The following is a 21608-nucleotide window of genomic DNA, read 5'->3' as shown; positions in this document are numbered from 1 at the left end:
CGGGTTACCGCTCCACTCGCGACAACGCCGCAGCTTCTATTTCATTCCCGAACACGGCAACGACGGCAAATCTCTCCAGCCTCTCATTGCCGGTTACATAATACGACCCGCTGCGCAGCCAGGCATGCGCGATCATCTTGCCGCCATCGTCCCTGCCGCTGCCCAGATAGAGCGTGCTCGCGATTCCTCTTCGCCGCAGCATCTTCATCGCCGCGACGGCTTTGACCATGCACTGGCTTTCCCACCAGGTGACGCGGCTCATCGCATGAACAGCTTTGGCTACCTTGCGCTGCAGCAGATCCTGCTCCGTCGTGCTCGCATAGGAGGTCTCCCTCTTGTGCGTGCCAAGCGACGGCGCCACCTTGGCGAACGGAAGCAGCTTAAGCACCCTCGCCCAAGCCAGGTATAAGTAAGCCTCCGCGTACATCCGCTTCAAATCCGCGGGATAAGCCGCAAATCGTTTTGCTTTTCTCGCCGCTCTTCTGAAGAAGTTCATTATTCCTTACCGACTTGGACGAGTCCTTCGGCTTTCAGCTGCTGCAGGAATCGGCGAACTTGCCGCTGGCAGTCTTCGGGTTCGATGACGTACTCGGTCACTAATCGATCCACCACGTCTTGAATGGACGCCGGGGACTCGATCAGCTCCCATACCCGCCCCCCGATCTGGCCCAAGTTGTAATACTTGCCGTTCTCGATGCTCAGCATGACCTTCTCGCCGTTCATTTCGCTTACGAGGTAGCCTTCCGACTGGACGACAAGCCCGCTTAAGGCAATCATATCGACGCTCATGAACTAACAACCTCCCTTTTATTGGTCAAACGAATGATTTGATCCACCAGGTCAAAGGCGGAGAATCCGTCTGCCGGGCGGCGGAGCCGGTATACCGGAAGCTCGGAAGCGAGCCGGGCAATCGACTGGAATTGCCATTGCTGCCTATTCATCAGATGGAGCAGGGAATTCCGGTACGTATGCACGTAGAGCGCATGAAGCCCTTCCAGCCGATTGCAAGCTTGTATTGACGGTTCCGGTTCATCCGATTTGACAAGCTCGACGATCCCCGCGAGAGGGAGCGCCTCTCTGCAGAATCGGGACCGTATCGGCACCGCGTATTTGTTAACCCTTTGGTAAATCGATGAATAGTCGCGATCATGCAAGCCCAGCTGCTCGATGCTTTCCTCCCACAGCTTCTGCTGCGGATAGGACGAATGGACGAGCGCCGCATCGTCGGTTAAGGCGACCGCGATAACGTCATCCGTCATTAACGGATATCCCGCGCGAGCGAACGCCGCGGCAAGAGTCGATTTGCCCGCGCCCGATTCCCCTACGATGGCGTAAACCTTCCCGTCAATAACGACGGCGCTCCCGTGCAGCGGCAATATTCCTCTCTGCACGAGCAGTACCCCCATGCAAGTTCCGAGCAAGAACAGCCGAATCTTCGCCTCGTCCGCTGCCGGATACGGGGTTAACGCAATATGGGTGCCGTCCGCGACGCTGTAAACGGCCGTTTCGGGTACATGAAACAGAAATCGGCCGTTATCGACGCGGAAGTTGGACGCCTCGAATGAATCCCGGATATTGTCCTGCGGCGGATTCAACTCGATTTCAACATCAACGTTTTGCATTCCGTTTATTTCAAATGCTTCAGGAATAACCATTATACTCCTAATGTTCAAACCAAATAATCGATAATCATTCAGCACAAACACCTCATTTATCATACCTGATAACATTACTTTTCCTAATTCATCTATAATATTCGAACGGTCCATTGAATTTATGTCTCTATTTTCCTTATAAAATTTTAATTATTTATAATATGCCTCCAAAACCATAGAAACGGCCGGAGCGGGAAATAGAGAAAATGAAGCGGCTTGTACAGCGGCAGCTGCGACATGTCTTTCCCGTTAGGCTCTAAGTAATTCAATAGATACCTCGCTCGCTGCCTGCCTGTCATTAGCGATAGACTGTACCGGAAATACGGCCATACGACGCTTTTTTCCGGAACCGGGTTTAATTTAACGATTCTTTTCATAAAAAACAAAGACGTTCTCGCCAGCCTGATCGTCTTCTTATTATTCGTCAGCTGACCCATGGAAGAAGGAATCTTCGAATCAAACAGCTGCTCGGAGAGCAGGAAAGCCTGTCCGGCCAACGATTGTCCGCCGTGCTCTCTAAAGTAAACAAGCATTTCGTCACTGTTCAATTGAGGGATTAACCGATCGATATCCACTAGCCAGCGCAATCGAAACCAGGCATGCCTGGCGCCGTGATCGGCCAAATAGTAGAGCAGGTCTTCATTCCCTAAGCAATAAAAGGATAAATTCATGACTTCAACAGTATTTTTGCGTTCCCACAGCTGATGGAACGAATGCGTGCCGCTGGAATAAGGATTTAACCGCCAGTGGACTTCGACTTGTACGGCATGCTCTTTGTGCCTGAACGAAAGATGATGCGTCTTCGTCTTCCAATTGGATTTGGCTGTAGGCTTTTCCTCCGCTTCGTATCCGAGCTGCGCCATCACTTCCTCCGCGCTTTCCACATCTTCGATATCGAGCAGAATATCCAAATCTTTGGAAGTCCGATGCGCCATATCGCCGTAAAGCTGAACGGCCAGTACAGGGCCTTTCAATATCAGGCTACGTATGCCGCTGCTTTCTAATTTGCCGCAAATCGTATTCATCTCTCTCGTAAGCTGCATCATCTTCAAAATATTGGCGTTGTAATGGTAGCGGAGCGTCTCCATAACATCGGCGGGAATACAAGATGAACGGATTTGGCTTAGCTTCAAGTAAACGATAGGATAGACGCGATGATGCAAAGTGAATTGTAGGAAGGAATCCCACTTCGTCTTTGAAGCGTATTCTCGCATTCGATGCTCATCCCATTCCCAATCCTCGCGCAGAATGAATAACAGAAAGGATAATTCATTCGAAATATCGCTTAAATCAATTTTCCCTGCTTTCATCATGTAAGAACCCCGCTATCGTTAGAATTACAACTGCATGACCGGAATTTGCTGCTTAACGCCTTGATTCAGGCTCGGCCGTCCGACGGAATAATATACGAACGCGGTCCCGAGCAAATCTTCCTCTTTGAACACGTTACGTCCGTCGATCAGAATGGCCTGCTTCATGACGGATTGCAGCAGATTCAAATCGACTTCCGCGAATACATCCCATTCCGTCAGCAGGCAAAGCGCGTCCGCGTCTTGTGCCGTATCGAGCGCCTGGCTGCACCATGAGACGCCTTCCTTGCCGTATAAAGCCTTGAAGTTATCCATCGCGATCGGATCGTAAGCCTTTACCTTGACGCCGTTCTCGACCAAATATTGAATGATCTCTAGCGCAGGCGAATCGCGGACGTCATCGGTATTCGGCTTGAAGGACAGCCCCCATATCGCGACCGTCTTGCCTCTCAGCTGGCCGTTAAAGATCGTCTCCAGCTTGCGGATCACGTTAAACCGCTGATCCTGGTTCACTTCCACGACCGAGCGGAGCAGCTTGAACTCGTAATCGACGTTGCCGGCGATTTGGATAAGGGCTCTCGTATCCTTCGGAAAGCAGGAGCCGCCATAGCCGATCCCGGCTCTGAGGAACGACTGTCCGATCCGCTTATCGTAGCCCATCCCGTCCGCAACCTTCGTCACATCCGCTCCTACCTTCTCGCAAATGTTCGCAATCTCGTTGATGAACGATATTTTCGTTGCGAGAAAAGCATTGGATGCGTATTTGATCATTTCCGAGCTGCGGATATCCGTCACGACGATTTGCTCCGTCAGCGGCCGATGCAGCCGAACCATCGTGGCGGCCGCGCTTTCGGAATCGGCGCCGATGACGATCCGATCCGGATTCATCGTATCCTTGATGGCCGAGCCTTCACGCAGAAATTCCGGCAGCGAGATGCTGTCGAACGGCTCGGAGGTGCGGGCGCGGATCAGCTCCCGGATCCGCTCGTTCGTGCCGACTGGCACGGTGCTTTTGATGGCAATGATTTTGTAGCCGTTCATCGCTTCGGCGATATCAAGGGCGGCTTGATTGATATAGGCCATATTCGCCTCGCCGCTTGGCATCGGCGGCGTTCCGACGGCCAGAATGATAATGTCCGATTGCCGCACCGCTTCGGTCAGATCGGTCGTGAATGCGAGCTTTCCAACGGAACGGTTCTTGTCCGCCAATTCCTTGAGCCCCGGCTCATAGATCGGAATCTCGCCGGCCTGCAGCATTTCGACCTTCCCAAAATCTTTGTCGACGCAGATGACCTTATTCCCCAGCTCAGCATAGCAGACACCCGATACGAGCCCGACGTAGCCGGTGCCGATAACCGTAATGTTCATTCTCATCACTCCTTCTATTGAAACCCCGCCGCCTACACCGCGCATATTTGCATAATTTCGTCCCAATTGAACGCTAGCCGGACAATGTCCTCTTCGATAAGCTCCGACCCGGTTTGCACCTCGATAATGTCCATTTCCGTCTCCGCGCGCAGGCTGTGCTTGCTCTGTTTCGATATCGTGAGTACGTCTCCGGCCTTTACCGGGAATCGCTTGTCGTTGAGCACCATCTCCCCGTTGCCGGAGACGATCGTCCATACCTCGTCCCGAAGCAGATGATACTGGTAGCTCAAATTATTGCCCGGTCCGACGCAGAGCCGCTTGGTCAACACTTCCGTCCCGTCCGGATATTTCAAGTAATCGAGCACCCGGTAACGGCCCCAACGCCGCTCCTCGTACATCGGACGCTGATCCGAATGCTTCATGACCTCCTTGATCATCGGGCTTGACGCCTTGTCCGAGACGAGAATGCCGTCCGGGCTCGCCGCGACGACGACGTTGGATACATTAAGCAGCGTAATCGGAATATCCAATTCGTTTATAATATGCGTATTGGAAGAGTTGTCCGAAATAATCCCTTTGCCGATCAGCGGGCTGGCTATTTCCTCCGTCAGCGTATTCCACGTCCCGAGATCCTTCCAATCCCCTTCGTAAGGCAACGCGACGATCCTGTTCGCTTTCTCGACAATCTCGTAGTCGAAGCTGTTCTTCGGAAGCTTGTCGTACTGCTTCACCATCTCGTCGAATTGGATCGGATGCCCGTGCGACAGCAAAATATTGATGATGGAATCCAGCTTGAACGCGAACACCCCGCAGTTCCATAGGGCGGCCTGCTCGATCATCGCCTTCGCGTCCTCTTCGCGGGGCTTCTCCCGGAAGCTTTGTACGTTCATATATGGCGCGTCATGCGGCGTCCCGCTTTGCGGAACGATATACCCGTATTTCTCCGAAGGATAAGTCGGCTTTACACCCATTAGCGCCAAGTCCGCGCCCGACTCGTTCAAGACGCGGTCCAGTTCCTTGGTCTTGCGGAAGAACGATTCCTCGACGTAAGGGTCGACCGGCATAATGACGACCGTCTCGTTCAAGCTGACGCCTTCTACGGAATACAAATAGGCGGCCGCCAGCGCAATCGCGGGATACGTATCCCTTCTTTCCGGTTCGACGATCACTTCGATCTCGCTGCCCAGCTGGCTGTAGATCATTTCGACCTGCGGCTTGCTCGTTGCGATGTAAGCATGCTCGCGAAGCCCGGCGCTTTCGATTTGCCCCCAAACCCGCTGCACCATCGACTCGAGCTTCCCTTCCGAATTTTTCAGCACCTTCAAAAACTGCTTGGAGCGGGAATCGTTCGACAGCGGCCATAGGCGTTTGCCCGAGCCTCCCGAGAGTAGAACAATTTTCATGGTTACTCCTCCTCTATAGAGTTGAACTTAAGAATTGCACCATGCGGCGCTGCGCAAGAGAGATGATCTTCCGATCGCTGTTGTTCACGGATTTCCTGACGCTTCTCCAGATTCATCTCTCTTGCTCCGCTCCCAGGGGAAATCTCTTGTTCATCTTATATAGCCTTCGTTCTTCACAATCAATTGGGCAGACCTGATGCCGCTTGTCCAGGTATGGTAATAGTTGGAGTTCTTGCCGTAAGAATTGTCCAGCAGCGTGTTCGGCTTATCCATCAGGCAGGATAAAATATGGCCGTGAAGCCTTGACGTCTGCACGTTCCGGTAACCGCTGAACCGCTTGACCGCTTTATCCACCAAATAATCGGTGTACTTGCCCCAAATCGTCTGCATCGGCAGCGGACCGGCGCCTTTCTTGATCATTCGGACAATGAGATGAATCGATTTCTGCTCCATCCTGTTGTACAGGGAGCCCCAGTCCAAATAATCGCCGCGGCCCGCGGATTCGAGCTGCTCCTGCTCGGCCGTCTTCTCGATATCCGTGCGGAAGAAGCAGAGCAGGTCCTTGTCCGGGCTGTCCTTATGCCGGATCGGCCATAACTGATGAGCCATGTCGGGCGATAAATACACGTTGCACCGATGAAACTTCTCCGTTGCGGCTTGCAAAGACAACGTGTCGCGGACGTAGAGATGAACGTCTTTGTGTCCGTTGAAAATTTGCGCCGTGCGGTCGAATTCGGATTCTTGCTTATAAAAGATCGTCTGCGGAAGCATCACGATCCGATGGTTCGGATAGCCTGCAATGATTTTCTCGCGCAGCTTCTGATGCGCGGGATACAGATCGCCGAAATTCCCTCCCCCGTGAAGCACGATAATGAAATCCTTCGGGATGAGAAGCGAATCAGGAAAATCAAGCACGCTGTAGCGCGCATGGACGCGTATGTTGTAGTCTCTGAAGAACGCCTCCGTGCCCTTCATGATGAGCAGGTCGCCGCCGTTGCTGTGAACGGGAATATCGATATAGAAAATGTTGGAGCCCGGCGGAATGACGTCCGTAATTTGGCGAAGCTTATTTTTCAGCACGTCCATCTGGTGAAGACTCGCGGTACTCTGCATGATCACTCACTCTCTCCTTTGTATTAATTTAATGCGTGTTCAAAAAGCCCGGTTTTCAGCACCGAGAAGATTGGATGAAGGTAGAAACTGAGGAGCGGAGCGTAGTGGAAGCTACGTGAGCACCGGAAGTTTCGCCTGAATTCAATATTCGATGTCGACTATGCTTCATGGCATACTTCGTGATCAAAAGCGGGCTTTTTGAACTACCTCTCTAAAGGGTCCACTCGACGTTCCGTTTGATCTCCTTGGCCGGCACCCCCGCCACGAGCGTATAGGGCGCCACATCCTTCGTGACGACCGAGCCCGCCGCTACGACGGCGCCGTCGCCGATCGTAATGCCCTTCAAAATCGTCGATTTGCAGCCGATCCAAACCTTGTTTCCGATGAAGACCGGCTTCGTGGATTCGGTGCCGATAAGCTGGTGGTAATCGGTGTCGATGATCGATACGTCCCAGGAAATCGCGCAATGATTGCCGATCTTCACTTGCTCCTTGCACCTGATTTCCGATCTTCGGTTAATGAACGTATGATCGCCGATCTCGATCCTCGCCTTTCCCGATTCCAGATACAGACCGATATCTTTATGCAGGATGACGTTTCTTCCGACAATCAATTTGGCGTTTTTGGCTTTGGATACGTCGACTCTCCCGCAGACCCGGAGCAGGCTGCCTCCTTGATCCAGCCTCGTCCTGAAAAACAAGCCGAGCAGAATACGGTATCCGAATCTGACATATTCCTTAAGGCTTCTCTTCCTTGTATCCACGACAACCTTTCACCTCGCCAATCATTTATTGCTCAGATCGTAATAATAGTGGGGTTTCTCCCCTAGCATGACCTTGTAAATGTCGTAGTTGGTTGCCATGACGCCGTCCAAATATTCCTTATACGGCCGGTCGGCGACATTGACAAGCCCCGAGTTATAGCGTTCGCCCCATGCGCCTTCCCAGTATCTGCCGAGAGCAGCCTGATCCAAGTAATTGAACACGTGAGCGCCCACAATGTAGTCCGAGCTCGCGGCGGCTTCTACGTAATTTCTGTAACGCGTTCCCCTTTGGGACTGATTGACGGCCGAATTCGGAAGGAGCGGATCGAGGCCTTGCTCCGTCGTGCCGAAACCGAATTCGCTGATCAGAATCGGCTTGCCGCCTGATTTCGCGTATACGTCTTCCAGAAGGCCGGCTTCCATGTTATAGCTGTAGTCGTTGATGCTGATGACATCGACGTACTTCCCTTCGATCTCCGCCATGACGCTCCGGAACTTCTCGTTATGGAACGGCGTCGTCAGCCAGCGGTCTCCGAGAAGAAGATGATTTGGGTCGTATTTTCGGTAGAGCCGCGAGACCGTCCCGTAGAACGTCTCCAGGTAGTATCTGAAGAAGGCGTCCATATCGCGCCACGCCGCCGACGTCTTGAGCTGCAGCTCCGCTTCATTCAACTCTTCGAAGGATTCAAAGCTTGTCTGCCACTCGCTGTTGAATTTGTCCAAGTCCTGATACTTGTCCTTCAGCCGCTTGACCAAGCGTCCCTTGATCGCCGCTTTGCTTGCCTTCAGCTTCGGCACGTGGGAATAAAACTTTTGGTATTCATACTCATTGTCGATGAAATACCCGATCAGCATCGGATCGTCCTTATACGGCGCGACGAACCCAGCAAACGACTTATCGAGCTTGGCTGCCGCGTCGGGGGCGAAAATGTCGAACAGCGAAAGCCCGTCTATCTTCGCCCAGCTCATGCTGGATAACGGCAGCATCCGCACGTAAGGCAGCTTGTTCTCCGCGCCGTATTTGTCCGGCGAGAAGCCTCCCGCGCTGTTAAATCCCCATTTCTTAATGCGCCCGGCCGCTTCCGAATAGATTGCGTGCTCGGTTGGGACCGTGCCTGATTTGATAAACTTGTTGGCCAAGTAGAACGAAAAGTTAGCGTCTCCGTTATAAGCCGTTTTATAATCCTCAAGAATGGACGGTATCGATTCGAACAGCTCCTCCCGCCCCTTGACCATCGTATAAGTTTCGTTCGCCGTCAGCCCGTTTACGCCCAAGCTGAAGAACAGATTGCCGTCCGGCGTCGTCATCGCCTTGCGGCTTCCCATCTTCTGAATGGCGAAGAAGCCCTTTTTCTGCAAGCCGTATTTCGTCGCGCTGCCGGCCAGGCCGCCGTACGCATCCCGGTTCGAAGGCGGCGTCAACCCGTCGTAATAAGCGGCGTCCGTATCGGCGTCCGCCTTCAGCTGCTGTTCGCTTACGACCTTCTCGGGAAAGTCGGCGGACTCAATCTGACCGAACCGGTCCACCTGGATTTGATCGCTCGCGTTGAGCGTATATTTACGGATCGGACTTGGCTCGAGGCCTTCCTTGACCGCATAGGCTTCCAGCAAGTTATAGCCGGCGAGCTGAAGCGGCTTGGTATAACGCCGGAAGGCGGAACCTTTGTTCAACCGGTAATAAATTTGGGCACCGCTCGAAGCCGTGGCCAGCACCGCTTGCAGCGAATCGCCGCTTCTGATCGGCTGCACCTTCACGGAAGCGGTGTTCCGATTGAGGATGACATCCGAAACCTGAGGCGACCACGCAGCCTGTCCGCGCAGCTCGATCTTCAAATACCTCGTGCCCGCCGGCAGCGACGTCGCTTCGTACGCGTATTTCTGCCAATTGGATACGGGATGTCCTACCGCGTAAGCGTCGGCGGTCAGCTCCGTATAATCCCTGCCGTTATCCGATACATAGATCCGATGCTTCTCGATCGCTTTTCCTGCGAAAAAGTAACTGTTCACCATAAAGGACGTTATATCGTAATTCGTATGATAGACGATGTGTCCCGGCTTCACGGTCGTTCGTACCATCCGGCTCGAATCGTTGCCGAAGTAGTAAGACGATTCTCGTGCAATGTAAACGCTCGAGCGGCTGGCAAGCCGCTTGAAATCGTCGAGCGGATCGTACAGGCCGACCGTCATATCCAGCGAGCCTTCGGGAACGTAACGGTAAGCGGAAACCCGGCTTGCCGCCGAACCGCCCGCAGCCGAATGGCTGACGGCGGTCGTCCTTAGCGATAGTTCGTTCAGCACCATGATCGGCGAGGAATACAGCTTGCGCGTAAGGGACGTTCTCGGATCGCTGCCGTCCGTCGTGTAATAGACACTGTCGCCCTCCGATGCCCTCTGTAGCATAATCATGCTGCCGTAAGGGACGGACCCCGAAGGCAGGTTGGCGGTTACGCCTAACGGACCGTTCAGTACCGCTTTTCCGAGGACGGGCGAATTCGCGATATCGCTGCCGGTGAATTCGATTTTCAAATATCGTGCGTCCGAGCGAAAACCAGTCAGCTCATATACGACAAAATTGACGTTATCTGCATCGTTGAAGCTGCGGGGCGTTACTTTCTCGTATTGGCTGCCGTCGGCGGAAACATAAAAATTAGGCTGATCGTACGGCCCGTTGCCCGATCGATAGTAGGCGTATAAAGAAAAATTTCTTAGCGGGCCGTCTGTCCGGTAAGTCATGTATTCCTTGGGCGCAAAGCTTCGGGTTACCCGGGTGGGATCGTCGGCACCTTCATACGCTTGCAGGGAAAGCGTCTCCGATCGCTTGTAGACATGACTCCAATCCGCAAGATCGTCAACGACTAATTCCACGGCAATAGCGCCGTCCGCATGACCGCTTATCGGGATCAGGGTTATAAGTAAACATAAGAATGAGATCAAATAAAAAATAGCACGATGGTTTCTCTTTATGTTTGCTACCCACTCCACCACTTTGCTCCCCTCTCGTTTTGTCTAGTGATACGTTCGCAGAACGCCGCTGATTAAGCCGTTATTGTAAATAATTTTGCTAATATTGCGAAAAATCCGATGCTTATCGAAGAAGAAGACGACCGTGAGCACCAGAAAAACCGGAACCTTCAGTACGGATTTAACGAAAATGCCCGTTTTCCGCTCCGAGCTCACCGCGCTGCTCACGCCCTGCCAATAGATCCGGCGCAGCAGCCATTTGCGGCTGACTCTGCTGTGCGGTATTTTGTGACGAACCCAAGCATAAGGGGTGTAATAGACGGTATAGCGGCTGCGGATACGGTCTATGAGCTCGGCTTCCTCGCTCGAGAGCAGGTTGCTTCCCACTCTTCCCAAATCCTCGCGGAACGGCCTCAGCGTATCGAACACGGATTTGCGGAAAGCGACATTGGCTCCGAACGGGATGGCCGGCTTTTTCATTTCCACGATTTCCTGCGAGTAGTCCAATATCGTATAGAGCGTGCGGTTCTCCGGCAGAAGCCAGGCCGGCTCCGCCCCTTCCCATGCCGGATCGATCTTGCCTCCGACGCAGCCGATCCGGGGATCGGACTCGAATACGGACACAATGCCTTCAATCCAGTTCTTGGAGGCAGCGGCATCGTCGTCCAGGAACAGGATGTAGTCGCCCTTCGCTTCGCGAATCGCGCGATTGCGGGCAACGGAGAGGCCCAGCCGTTCCTCGTAAACATAGATGATCGGAATGCTTGTCATCCGACCCACTTCTTGAACGACCTGCCTGGTGTTGTCGGTGGACCGGTTGTCGACCACGATGACCTCGTAAGCACCCGTAAAGCTTTGCTGCAGAAGACTGAACAGCGCTTCCCTTACATCTTCAGCCCTGTTATGCGTGCAAATCGCTATCGTCGCTTTCATGCGTTCACCTCGTACCGTTTTGTTCCGGTGTAGACCTTGATCATTTTTCCGGCGATCCCTTGCCAGTCCAGCTCCGCCAGCTTCTTCGAAATATGCCTCTCGGCCTCGCTCATATTCATATCGACCGACATCGCCAGCGCTTTGCGCAATCCGTCCGGGTCGGCGGGATCGTACAAGATTCCGCATCCCTCGGCAACGTATTCGCTAAGCGAACCGAGCCTAGGCGCAACGACCGGCTTATAATGGGAGAGCGCGAGAATCGCGCTTCCTGAAGTCGTAATCTGGTTATAGGGCAGCACCATGACATCGCCGGCCTTCAAGAAGTCGACCAGCTCGCGATCGTCCACGAAATGCGGATAAACCTTGATTCGGCCATCATTGATCGGATCAATGTAATCCAGGCTGTAACCGGCATCTACTTTGCCCGCTATCAACAGGCCGGCCGACTCCAGCCCCGGCGACAGAAAAGCTTCGACCAGCTTCTCGATGCCTTTGTACGGATTGATCCGGCCGACGAACAGGAACAGGAACTGCTCCGACGGGATGCCGAACCGCTTGCGGATATCGGTCCCCATGCCGACATAGGCATCCACGTAATGGCCGTGCGGCGTGACGATCAGCTTATCGGCGCTTACCCCGAACGTCTCGATCACTTCATGCTTGACCGATTCGCTCATGACAAAGCCCCTGTTGCAGACGGATAATATAAATCTTCGCATGCTGTAATCCCATTTGCTCTTGCCCGTCGAATGCGGCCAGACGTTGTGAACGGTCCAAAACAGCCGCACGCCCCGCGCCTTCAAGAACAGAAGAAGTCCGGCAAATAACAGCGACTTTACCAGCGTTAACGGAAAATTGGACGCCTGATACGAGTAGCTGGGCCAATGCATATGGACGATATCTCCCTTGACGGGCTTAAGGATGTTCTTCTTGTCGTAATGCTCCACCTGCAGACCATTGTCTTCGATGGACTTCGTCAGCAGCTCGGAGTATTTGTTATGCGGGCTTGCTTTCGGCCACATGTAGACCGTAGGGTTACTCATCCGTTCCACCTGCTCTTCCAACTCTTTTCATGAATTTTTTCTCTCTCAAACGGCCAATCAGGAAGCGGAAATCGTCCTTGTCGAACAACATACCGGCAAACCGCACCTTGAATGCGACCCTCATCGCGGCTATCGTAATGATCATCCTCGCCAGCGCGCCGACGACCAACGACAAGGCGATTCCGTTCAGGCCGTATAAGGGCGTGAACAGGAAGAATAGTCCGATCGTAATTGCAAGCGCGATGATTTGCCGGATCAGCACGAGGCCGGGACGACCCAGCGCGTTGAACGAAGCGGCCAGAATCCATGAGCCGCCGCCGAGTATGCATTCGATCGAAAGCAGATAAAAAGCGGTGCTGGCCTCTAGGAATTCATTGCCGAACAAAAGGCCCATCAGAAACCTGCCGATGATCATGCTCGGCACGACCACAATCGTCATTAGAATAAGCGACAGCCGGAAAGCCCGGCCGACCGTCGAAATGACTTTGTCCTTGTCCATCCCCGTCAATTTCGGAAAGATGACGTTCGAGATTGCCATCTGAACCGTGTTGAACACGCGGGACAGCGCGTAAACGACGCTGTACAGACCGAAATCACGCGGCGTGAGCAGCGATAAGATAATGATTTTGTCAAACTGCGAATACAACGTTCCGAGCAGCTCGACGCCGAACACCCGGCTGCCGTAACCGAACAGCGAACCGGCCGCCGCCTTGTCGACCATGCGCCTGAGCCAATCGATTCTGAGCTCGCCCCTGAGCTGGTACAAGGACCAAATCACGACGAGCAGCGTCGTGATCAGGTAGACGAACGAGGCGGCGTGAATGCTCAGCACCCCGATCGAGAAGAGCGCGAAGATCCCCGCCAAATTAAAGAGCGGGACGAACAGCCTTACGCCGTTGTACGTTCGGAAGTTATCCGAGCTTTGTGCCAGCGCCGCGATCAGATTGACCGCAAGCAGCAGCGGCAGCGTCAGCACGGTGTACCACTTCGCGGTCTGAACGACCTCCGCGGAATAGTTGCCCAGCCATACCGGGAGACAGATCCATGAAACGACGCCGACAACGATGCTCACCGCGAGCTGGAACAGAAACCCCGCCCTGATGTATTCCGCTCCTTTGCCGGCATGCCGCTTCATGTTGTAGATGAGGGAAGTGGGAAGTCCGAAGCCGACGATTCCGACCAGGAAGGTCGGCCAGAACAGAATCGCCGAAAACTCCCCTTTGCCCTCGACGCCGAACATTCTCGCCGTAACGATGGAGGTGATCGTCGTAATGACCATCACCAAGACATTGATCGCGCTCGTTCGCATGATCGTCTGAACGAGGCCGTTCCCGTTAAACAGTTTTCGGATTGCCAACTGTGCCTGTGCCATAGACTACCTTCCCGCGCCGGCCTTCATTTTTTTCCCGGAAAACACATTCTCCGATTGTGCAATGCCGGATTGTTGAAGCATGACCGACTTATACAATTCCGTATGCTGTTCTAGCAGCGATTGCTTGGTGAATTTGCGGCTGTGCTCCAGGCACTCCTTTTGAATCGTTTCTTTCTCCTCGGCCGAGTAGTGGAAATATTCCATCAGCTTGTCCCGGATCGCACCCGTACTGCCCGGCGCGAACAGAAATCCGCGGTTCATGACGACGTCGGGGATTCCGCCTACAGCCGAGGCGTATACGGGCGTCCCGACTTGATAGGATTCGATAATGACCCGACCGAACGGCTCTTCCCAAATCGAGGGAACGACGGTTACGTCCACCTTGGCCATGAGCTCCCGCGCCTCGGCCGGCTTCACTTTGCCGGTGAACACGATGCGTTCGTCATCGCCGCACGCAGCCGTCAGTTCTTCCTTCAGCTTGCCTTCGCCGCATACATAGAGCCGCTCCACCCTCCCTTGCGGCAGCGAGAGGACGGCATCGACGATTTCGCGGACGCCTTTCTCCTGCTCGATTCTGCCGAAATAACCGACGCGCAGCGGCTTGCGCGCGAATTCCTTCTTCTCGCCAGCGCCAATGTCGCCCTCCACCGCGTTCGGAATGACAAGGTGCTCCGCATTCGGGAACAAGCCCGATTCCGTGTGCCGGTTTAAAATATGCGAGGATATGCCGACCACCGCGGTTACCCGCTTGCTGAACGCAAGGGAAGGCAGCTTGTATAACCGTGCCAATAGCGGACTCGCGATAGGCGAGCTAACGGGCGAGATGAGCGAATAATCCCGCAGCGTATGCACGATCGGCACGCCCGCTTGGTGGAAAGCCGACCAGATCCCTGCTCCGAACCCGGACAAATTTTGCGTATGGACGAGATCCGGCCGTATTTGCGTGAGCAGGCTCGATACGGTCCCGATTTGCATCGGATTATACATATCGACAAGCCTGCGGGCCGTCTTATGCAGCGTGCCTCGGCCTTCCCCGTCGCCAATCCAATACAAATTGTTGTAGGGGAGGCGGTGAACCATAACCCCGTTAATCCGTTCCGACAAGATGCCGGCGCTCCTCTTCTGCCCGCCTGTCGTGATCACGTGCACGTCGGCCGCCGGTTCAAGCGTCTCGGCCAAAATTTGCGTCGATATTTCCGCGCCGCCGATAATATACGGCGTATACAAGCTGTTTACGATTACGATCTTCATGCCTTTCGTCTCCATTCGCTATAAGAGGTTGTTCAAAAAGCCCACTTTTGATCACGAAGCATATTCGGGAAGCCTACTCGACGTCGAATATTGAATTCAGCCGGAACTTCCGGTGCTCACGTAGCGCTGCTACGCTCCGCTCCTCAGTTCCTAGCTTCATTCAATCTTCTCGGTGCTGAAAACTGAGCTTTTTGAACTCGCACTATAAATAGGTCTGACGGGCGGCATCAGGCCTCTTGCCCGAACGGGAGCGCGTACGGGAAGGCCGGTACGCAAGGCTTCCGTTTCGAACCCACCACCGCGGATGAACCCGAACAACAACCAGAAATCCAGAAAAGCATAAGAATCAAAATTCATGACAAGCGCGATGCATAACGCAAAAGCGAATTTCGAATACGGATTTGCCCCGCAGCTACGAAAGATCGAAACTAGAAACCCTCCAAAAAGGATAACCCCGATAAGGCCTTCCTCGGCGAACACCTTCGACACCAGATTTCTCGACGTGGCTGCATCGGGCTTATTAAACACAAGATCGTAAACTTCGGTGAACTTCAATCCGCTGCTGAAATGCTGCTGTAGAAGGGAGGCAAATTCCGTATAATAAAAACCGCCGCCTACTCCGAAAATCGGATGTCTGGCAAATTCCAGGAAACCGATGGCCGGAAACACCAGCCGAATAAAAAAAGAATTGTCGCTATTCATCAATTGTTTGAAATCGAACTGAAACCGCTCCGTAAAGTAGCCGCTTATCTTGAACGTCTCGATCAGATAAGGCACGCCCACGACGACGACCAAGGCGCAGACCGTCAGAACGGCCAGCATCTTGCCCCTGTTCTTGTTCGTTACCAGCACGTAAATGAGCAGCGCGGTCAGCAGCACCGTATAGGCGTAGGCCGAGAACGACGCCACCATAAGCAATATCGTGGCGACGAACAGGAGCAGCTGCTTGCGGAAGCCCCGTTTGTACAGGAAAAACATGATCAGCCCGCCGCTCAGCATATGGATCGCCGCCCATGAAGGCTCGCCCGACAGCATCTGAATTCTTCGGAGATACACCTTCTCCGCGAATAGTCCCGTGAAGGCGCCGGAAAATCCGTTGCGGACGAAGAACGAATCGACGAGCTGCAGGAAACCGGCCGCGAGCGGTGGAATAAACGCGATCGCGATGCTTTTGGCGATGCCCTTCAAAATTTCCGGATCTTTCTTCGCTTGTTCGGAGACATATACCGTTACCCGGTACATCGACAGGCCGAACAGCAGCGTAACAATATGCGACGCGCTGCTGCCGATATCGCCGTTCGACATAGCCGCGATCAAGGAATGCCCGATGCTGTACATCATGAAGAGAAGAAGAAAGACATCCCCCTTCTTGAACCTGAAGTCGGTCAGCAGGAGCAAGACGGAAGCAAGGAACATCGGAAACATCGAGACCGGCCGGTAGACCGAGAAAGGGATATAAGGCAAGCTGTCGTACGTTAAGAGCATCAAGGATAATAGGAATAGCGCGATTACAAGATTCCGGATGATAACCAACACCTGCTTTGGCGCAATTGCCCTACGATAAAATCAGCTCCAAATTTTTGCGGGTGACGGAGCTGCTGAAATGACGGGTCACGTAACGGATCGAATTGCGCGAAACTTTTTCGTTAATCTCTTCGTTGTTCAGTAACAGGAGCACGTTCTGCACCATTTCCTCATCCGTTTCGGAGACGAACAGATCCTCGCGATTGATGGCGTTGATGCCTTCGCCGCCGATCGGATTCGTGACGACCGGAACGCCCCAAGACATCGCCTCGACGATTTTCGTTTTAATTCCCGTACCGAACAGAAGCGGAGCGATCATTAAGGCGGCATCGCTCACGACCTGCTTCACGTTGTCCACTTCTCCGGTTACGATAACTCCGGGACAGGTCTGCTGCAGCCTTAGCACTTCCGCGGTCGGGCTTTTGCCGATGATATAGAACGTTGCGTCAGGCGCCTTCCGCTTGATGCTAGGCCATATCTTCTCGCAGAAAAAAACGCAAGCGGAGCTATTGTGGGGAATGTCCATCTTCCCGACAAAGACGAGCTTGTTCCGATCGTACGGGCGGGGAATCCCCGCCGATTGCCCATCCGGATCGAATCGCATCGGGATGCCGAGACAAGAGCGGTGACTGACGACTTGCCGGAATGTTTCCGCTTCTTTGGGCGAAGTGAAGATCAGATGTTGGAAATGGCGGGCAACATGCTTTTCGTACTTGTGCAACAGCTTGCTCTCGAACGAGACGAGCCATTTCTGAATGAACTTCACATCGGCAAACCGCTTGAGTCCGGACGGGAGCTTGTCCGAAAAACCGCCGAATACCGACGGAATGTACTGGAACCATTGAAGCTGGCGTTCATAGCGCAAGGACAGCAGATCATCGTAGCTGAGCACGCGCTGCCCGTTACCGTCCGCAACGTACTCCGCGACGCGCACCATATCGTAGAGGATGAAATCCGGCTGCTCTTCCTCGATCAACCGTTTGATTCGCCGATGCGTTCTCCGGGAGTAGTAGACCGACACTTGAAGCGGCCATTTCCGCAGGAGCACGGAATAGACCAGAGCATTGAACAGCTTTTCGGCCATGCCCGGCAGCTCCAGACATTCGAGCCGGGCAATCGTATCCGGCCGGTCCTTCAAGTACTTCTTGTCGTCTACGAAGGACAAGTTCACGATCCGGCATTCGGGATAAATGTCTTTGATTTGCTGAATGTATTGCTGAAGCAGATTTTTCCTGCCGTCCGTATTTGGAAACGGCAGCCTATTCGTAATAAACATGATCTTTTTCATCCGTTTTCCGCCTTAGAAAGCATCCTTTGCCCCAAGAAGCACTCTGAATGTTTTGAATATGATGAGCAAGTCAAACGCGACGCTCCGATTTTGAATATATTTCAAGTCCAGTTCGACCATTTCCTTAAAACTCAATTCATTGCGGCCGCTAACCTGCCATAGACCCGTGCAGCCGGGCGTAACCGTCAAACGCAGCTTGTCGTAATCGGTATATTCCGCAACTTCCCTGACTAGAGGAGGTCTCGGACCGACCAGGGACATATCGCCCCGAAGCACGTTGATCAGCTGCGGAAGCTCGTCAATGCTCGTTTTGCGGATGAACTTCCCGACCTTCGTAATGCGCGGGTCGTTCTTCATCTTGAACATAGCGCCCTCGATTTCGTTCTGGGCGAGCAGCTCCTTCAGCTTTTCTTCGGCGTTGCTTACCATAGAGCGGAATTTATACATCCGGAACGGCTTCTCGTTCTTGCCGATTCTCGTTTGGTAAAAAAATAAGGAGCCTTTCGGATCCTCGAGTTTGATCAGAACGGCAATGATGACGAACAACGGGCTTAACAGAAGCAAGCCTACCAGCGAACCGGTTACGTCAATGGTCCTCTTCAATACCGAATTCAAGGAAAATCGATATTCGTTAGGCGTGTTCAATACGACTTCATCGCGGAAATGCGGTTGCATCATTATTCACCCCCTATTGCGATTAATTGCTTCCCGTGCTCTCTCTCTAACAATTCGCCAAGCTGGTTCAAGAGCTGATGGCGAAGCTCGTTATTCCGGAGCGCGAAATCGACGGTCGTCATAATAAAGCCAAGCCTTTCGCCTACGTCATAGCGCCTGCCTTGAAAATCGTAGGCATAAACGCCTTGAGCCACGTTCAGCTTCTGGATCGCGTCGGTCAGTTGAATTTCTCCGCCCGCGCCGATTTCCTGCCGGCCTAAGTATTCGAATATTTCCGGGGTAAGGACATAGCGGCCCATAATGGCCAGGTTGGAAGGCGCTTGTCCCTTCGGCGGCTTCTCGACGAACCGATTCACCTGATATAGGCGGCCCATCGTCTCGCCGGCATCGACGATCCCGTAGCGGTCCGTCTGATCCGGATGAACGGCTTGCACGCCGATAACCGAACGCTGCGTGAGCTCGTACTGCTCAATCAGCTGCCTGGTGCAAGGCGTGTCTGCTTCCACGATATCGTCGCCAAGCAGAACGGCGAACGGCTCGTCCCCGATGAAATTGCGGGCGCACCAGACGGCGTGGCCAAGCCCTTTCGCTTCTTTTTGCCTAATATAGTGAAGGTTAACGTTGGACGATTTCCTTACCTCTTCCAAAATGTCGAGCTTTCCTTTGTTCTCGAGCGTGTATTCCAGCTCAAACGCGCTGTCAAAGTGGTCCTCGATCGCCCGTTTGCCTTTGCCCGTCACGACGATGATGTCTTCGACGCCCGATTCGATGGCTTCTTCTACGATGTATTGAATAGTGGGCTTATCAACGATAGGAAGCATTTCTTTCGGCATGGCTTTCGTCGCAGGCAAAAACCGGGTACCGAGTCCCGCAGCAGGAATAATGGCTTTTCTCACTTTTTTCATTTGACTTCACCCTATCCTCTATTTATTTTTTTCGCATTCTATCGAGACGCTAAAAATGCGAGCTATGCTTTCCTTGCCCCTGAAAACATAGCTCGGATTTTTAGTGAAAAATCCGAAGAAAACATGAAAAATAAAGCTACAGGGCATTTAACCCTCCCTCACGTCACACCCTTGACGATTAACGTCTAAGGTCAATTGACCCACAGCATGACCGAGTGCCTCCGGTGATAAAGGTGCAGGAGACATTACCTTCCGTTATAGAGGTTGTTCAAAAAGTCCGCTTCCCATTACGAAGTATTCCTAGAAGCTTACTCGACATCGAATCTTGAATTCAGCCGAACCTTAGCGAATGCTTACGAAGTATGTTTCCTTCGGAAACATTGCAGGTGCTCACGTAGCTCTGCTACGCTCCGCTCCTCAGTTTCTAGCTTCATCCAATCTTCTCGGTACTGAGAACCGAACTTTATGAACACGCACTCATAGCTTGATGTTGTGACGCTAAGCGTTGATGCCGGTTTTGTAGGAATAGGAATAGGAATCCGCTTGTTTGCGGCTAATGTTGTTGAGTACGGCGCCGATCAGATTGGCTTGTACATGCGCGAGGGAGGCCTTCGCTTTGAGCACGACCTCTTTCTTCACGTTCCCCGAGTCGATGACCAGGACGACGCCATCGCTTTGCGCCGCAACGATTTGAGCGTCCGTAACGGACATGATCGCCGGCGTGTCGATAATGATGACGTCGTAGGCATCCCTCAACGTCTCAAGCAGGCTGCCCATTTCCTTCGACGACAGCAGCTCCGACGGATTATGAGGAGTCGGGCCTGCGGCGAGAACCGACAGATTGTCCGTACTCGTCCGCTGGATGACCTCCTGCGGCTCCAGCCGGCTCAGCAAGGCGGTCGTCAAGCCTTTATGGTTGGACACGGAAAAAATGTAGTGCTGCGCCGGTTTTCGTAAATTCGCATCGATCACCAGCACCCGTTTGTTCGCATGAGCGAATGCGACCGCCATATTGGCGCATGTCGTGCTTTTTCCTTCGCCCGGTTGGGACGAGGAGACCATCATGATTTGCGGTTTATCGTCGTTCGTCGCAAACTCGATGTTCGTCCTCAGCAGACGATACCCCTCGGAGATGGGCGAACCCGGATTTCGTTCCGTAATGAGATTCCATTTACGTATCAAGCGAGACATTGCTTCCCCTCCCTGCTCCTCGTGTCATCGTCGCCCCGTTGCCTCGTTCATCGGCGTCGCGTTCTTTAAACCTCGGAATCGAGGTCAGCACCGGAACGCCAAGCAGCATCTCGACGTCTTCTTCGTTCTTGACCGTGTCGTCCAAATGCTCCAGAAGGAAGGCGAGGCCTATGCCCGCCATCGCGGCCAGTATGAATGCAACGGCAATGTTCATGATTGGATTCGGCGCCACCGGGCCGCGCTGCTCGCTTGGATCGGCTTGGTCCAAGACGGAAACATTGTCGATTTTCATCAGCTCGGGAACCGATTTTTGAAAAACGGTCGCAACGGCGTTGACCGTATTGGCCGCCTTCTCGTAGGAGTCCTCGCGGGCGGTAATGGTCATAATCTGCGTTTCGCTAACCGAGCTCACGGTAACCTTGCCGCTGAGCTCACGGTATGAGTTTGCAAGATCCGGATACTCGCCCAGCACTTTTTTCATCATGCTAGGCGATTTTACGATCTCTTTATAGGTTTTGATGAGCCCGATCGTGGAGGCAATGGAGCCTGCGTCTATGCTTGGCAGCAGCTCGGCGCTGTCCTTGAAGTCGTTGACGATCAGCGTAGAGGAAGCCGAGAACTGCGGTTTGATGAATAAGAAGGAGTAAATGCCTACGGCCGTACAAACGACGATAATCATGAGTGCAATTAATAACAGCCTTCTTTTGACGATGTTCCAGTATTGTTTCAATTCCAACAAGGTCTCCTCCATTACTCCTAAAATCTATTCTTTTCCTCGATTCGCTCAGAAATTATTCTTAACGAATACTTATATGCACTAGTTATTCAAAACGCGAACTTTTGGGCGTGAGAA

At 53.1% G+C, this 21608-nt stretch carries 19 protein-coding genes; all 19 read right to left on the bottom strand.

What is annotated here, in order from left to right:
* Nucleotides 1-4 precede the first annotated feature (4 nt).
* The 19 genes from RB620_RS18415 to RB620_RS18325 all read right to left on the bottom strand — a co-directional run bounded on the left by RB620_RS18415 (nucleotide 5) and on the right by RB620_RS18325 (nucleotide 21491).
* Nucleotides 5-496 carry a lasso peptide biosynthesis B2 protein gene (locus RB620_RS18415; RefSeq protein WP_308096763.1) on the bottom strand — a complete coding sequence of 164 codons (492 nt, stop codon included), beginning with the start codon at nucleotides 494-496 and terminating at the stop codon, nucleotides 5-7.
* Nucleotides 496-789, bottom strand: a complete 294-nt coding sequence (locus tag RB620_RS18410; RefSeq protein WP_308096761.1) for a lasso peptide biosynthesis PqqD family chaperone — start codon at nucleotides 787-789, stop codon at nucleotides 496-498. The genes RB620_RS18415 and RB620_RS18410 overlap by 1 nt, the downstream gene beginning before the upstream one ends.
* Nucleotides 786-1622, bottom strand: a complete 837-nt coding sequence (locus RB620_RS18405) for an ATP-binding cassette domain-containing protein (RefSeq protein ID WP_308096759.1) — start codon at nucleotides 1620-1622, stop codon at nucleotides 786-788. Before RB620_RS18405 ends, RB620_RS18410 begins: the two co-directional genes overlap by 4 nt.
* 179 nt (nucleotides 1623-1801) lie before the next feature.
* Nucleotides 1802-2968: a nucleotidyltransferase domain-containing protein gene (locus RB620_RS18400; RefSeq protein WP_308096758.1), complete on the bottom strand. Its 1167-nt coding sequence runs from the start codon at nucleotides 2966-2968 to the stop codon at nucleotides 1802-1804.
* A gap of 24 nt (nucleotides 2969-2992) precedes the next feature.
* Nucleotides 2993-4333, bottom strand: coding sequence for a UDP-glucose dehydrogenase family protein (locus RB620_RS18395; RefSeq protein WP_308096756.1), 1341 nt, complete (start codon nucleotides 4331-4333; stop codon nucleotides 2993-2995).
* 32 nt (nucleotides 4334-4365) lie between these two features.
* Nucleotides 4366-5736, bottom strand: coding sequence for a sugar phosphate nucleotidyltransferase (locus tag RB620_RS18390; protein WP_308096755.1), 1371 nt, complete (start codon nucleotides 5734-5736; stop codon nucleotides 4366-4368).
* 150 nt (nucleotides 5737-5886) lie between these two features.
* Nucleotides 5887-6849 carry a polysaccharide pyruvyl transferase family protein gene (locus tag RB620_RS18385; RefSeq protein ID WP_308096753.1) on the bottom strand — a complete coding sequence of 321 codons (963 nt, stop codon included), beginning with the start codon at nucleotides 6847-6849 and terminating at the stop codon, nucleotides 5887-5889.
* A gap of 211 nt (nucleotides 6850-7060) precedes the next feature.
* Nucleotides 7061-7612, bottom strand: coding sequence for an acyltransferase (locus RB620_RS18380; protein ID WP_308096751.1), 552 nt, complete (start codon nucleotides 7610-7612; stop codon nucleotides 7061-7063).
* Between the two features lie 21 nt (nucleotides 7613-7633).
* A complete protein-coding gene (locus RB620_RS18375; protein WP_308096749.1) occupies nucleotides 7634-10477 on the bottom strand; it encodes a chitobiase/beta-hexosaminidase C-terminal domain-containing protein in 2844 nt (947 codons plus the stop codon).
* A gap of 141 nt (nucleotides 10478-10618) precedes the next feature.
* Entirely contained in the window at nucleotides 10619-11506 is an 888-nt protein-coding gene (locus tag RB620_RS18370; protein ID WP_308096747.1) for a glycosyltransferase, read from the bottom strand.
* On the bottom strand, nucleotides 11503-12549 hold the full coding sequence (locus RB620_RS18365) for a glycosyltransferase family 4 protein (protein ID WP_308096745.1): 1047 nt from the start codon (nucleotides 12547-12549) through the stop codon (nucleotides 11503-11505). Before RB620_RS18365 ends, RB620_RS18370 begins: the two co-directional genes overlap by 4 nt.
* The gene (locus RB620_RS18360) at nucleotides 12542-13921 is read right to left on the bottom strand and encodes a lipopolysaccharide biosynthesis protein (protein WP_308096743.1); all 1380 of its coding nucleotides are present in this window, start codon (nucleotides 13919-13921) and stop codon (nucleotides 12542-12544) included. The genes RB620_RS18365 and RB620_RS18360 overlap by 8 nt, the downstream gene beginning before the upstream one ends.
* A 3-nt stretch (nucleotides 13922-13924) precedes the next feature.
* Nucleotides 13925-15172 (bottom strand): glycosyltransferase family 4 protein, encoded by a 1248-nt coding sequence (locus RB620_RS18355; protein ID WP_308096741.1) that lies wholly within the window; start codon nucleotides 15170-15172, stop codon nucleotides 13925-13927.
* A 156-nt stretch (nucleotides 15173-15328) separates the two neighbouring features.
* Nucleotides 15329-16705, bottom strand: coding sequence for an O-antigen ligase family protein (locus RB620_RS18350; RefSeq protein ID WP_308096739.1), 1377 nt, complete (start codon nucleotides 16703-16705; stop codon nucleotides 15329-15331).
* Between the two features lie 22 nt (nucleotides 16706-16727).
* Entirely contained in the window at nucleotides 16728-17984 is a 1257-nt protein-coding gene (locus tag RB620_RS18345; protein WP_308096736.1) for a glycosyltransferase family 4 protein, read from the bottom strand.
* A gap of 12 nt (nucleotides 17985-17996) precedes the next feature.
* Nucleotides 17997-18662: a sugar transferase gene (locus tag RB620_RS18340; RefSeq protein ID WP_308096734.1), complete on the bottom strand. Its 666-nt coding sequence runs from the start codon at nucleotides 18660-18662 to the stop codon at nucleotides 17997-17999.
* Complete coding sequence (galU, locus tag RB620_RS18335; RefSeq protein ID WP_308096732.1) at nucleotides 18662-19564, bottom strand: UTP--glucose-1-phosphate uridylyltransferase GalU; 903 nt, start codon at nucleotides 19562-19564, stop codon at nucleotides 18662-18664. The genes RB620_RS18340 and galU overlap by 1 nt, the downstream gene beginning before the upstream one ends.
* 498 nt (nucleotides 19565-20062) lie before the next feature.
* Nucleotides 20063-20755: a CpsD/CapB family tyrosine-protein kinase gene (locus tag RB620_RS18330; RefSeq protein WP_308096730.1), complete on the bottom strand. Its 693-nt coding sequence runs from the start codon at nucleotides 20753-20755 to the stop codon at nucleotides 20063-20065.
* Nucleotides 20736-21491, bottom strand: coding sequence for a YveK family protein (locus RB620_RS18325; RefSeq protein ID WP_308096728.1), 756 nt, complete (start codon nucleotides 21489-21491; stop codon nucleotides 20736-20738). Before RB620_RS18325 ends, RB620_RS18330 begins: the two co-directional genes overlap by 20 nt.
* Nucleotides 21492-21608: the final 117 nt, after the last annotated feature.

Source organism: Paenibacillus sp. LHD-117 (genome assembly GCF_030929555.1).
GTDB lineage: Bacteria > Bacillota > Bacilli > Paenibacillales > Paenibacillaceae > Pristimantibacillus.
This window is presented reverse-complemented; position numbering and strand designations above follow the sequence as displayed.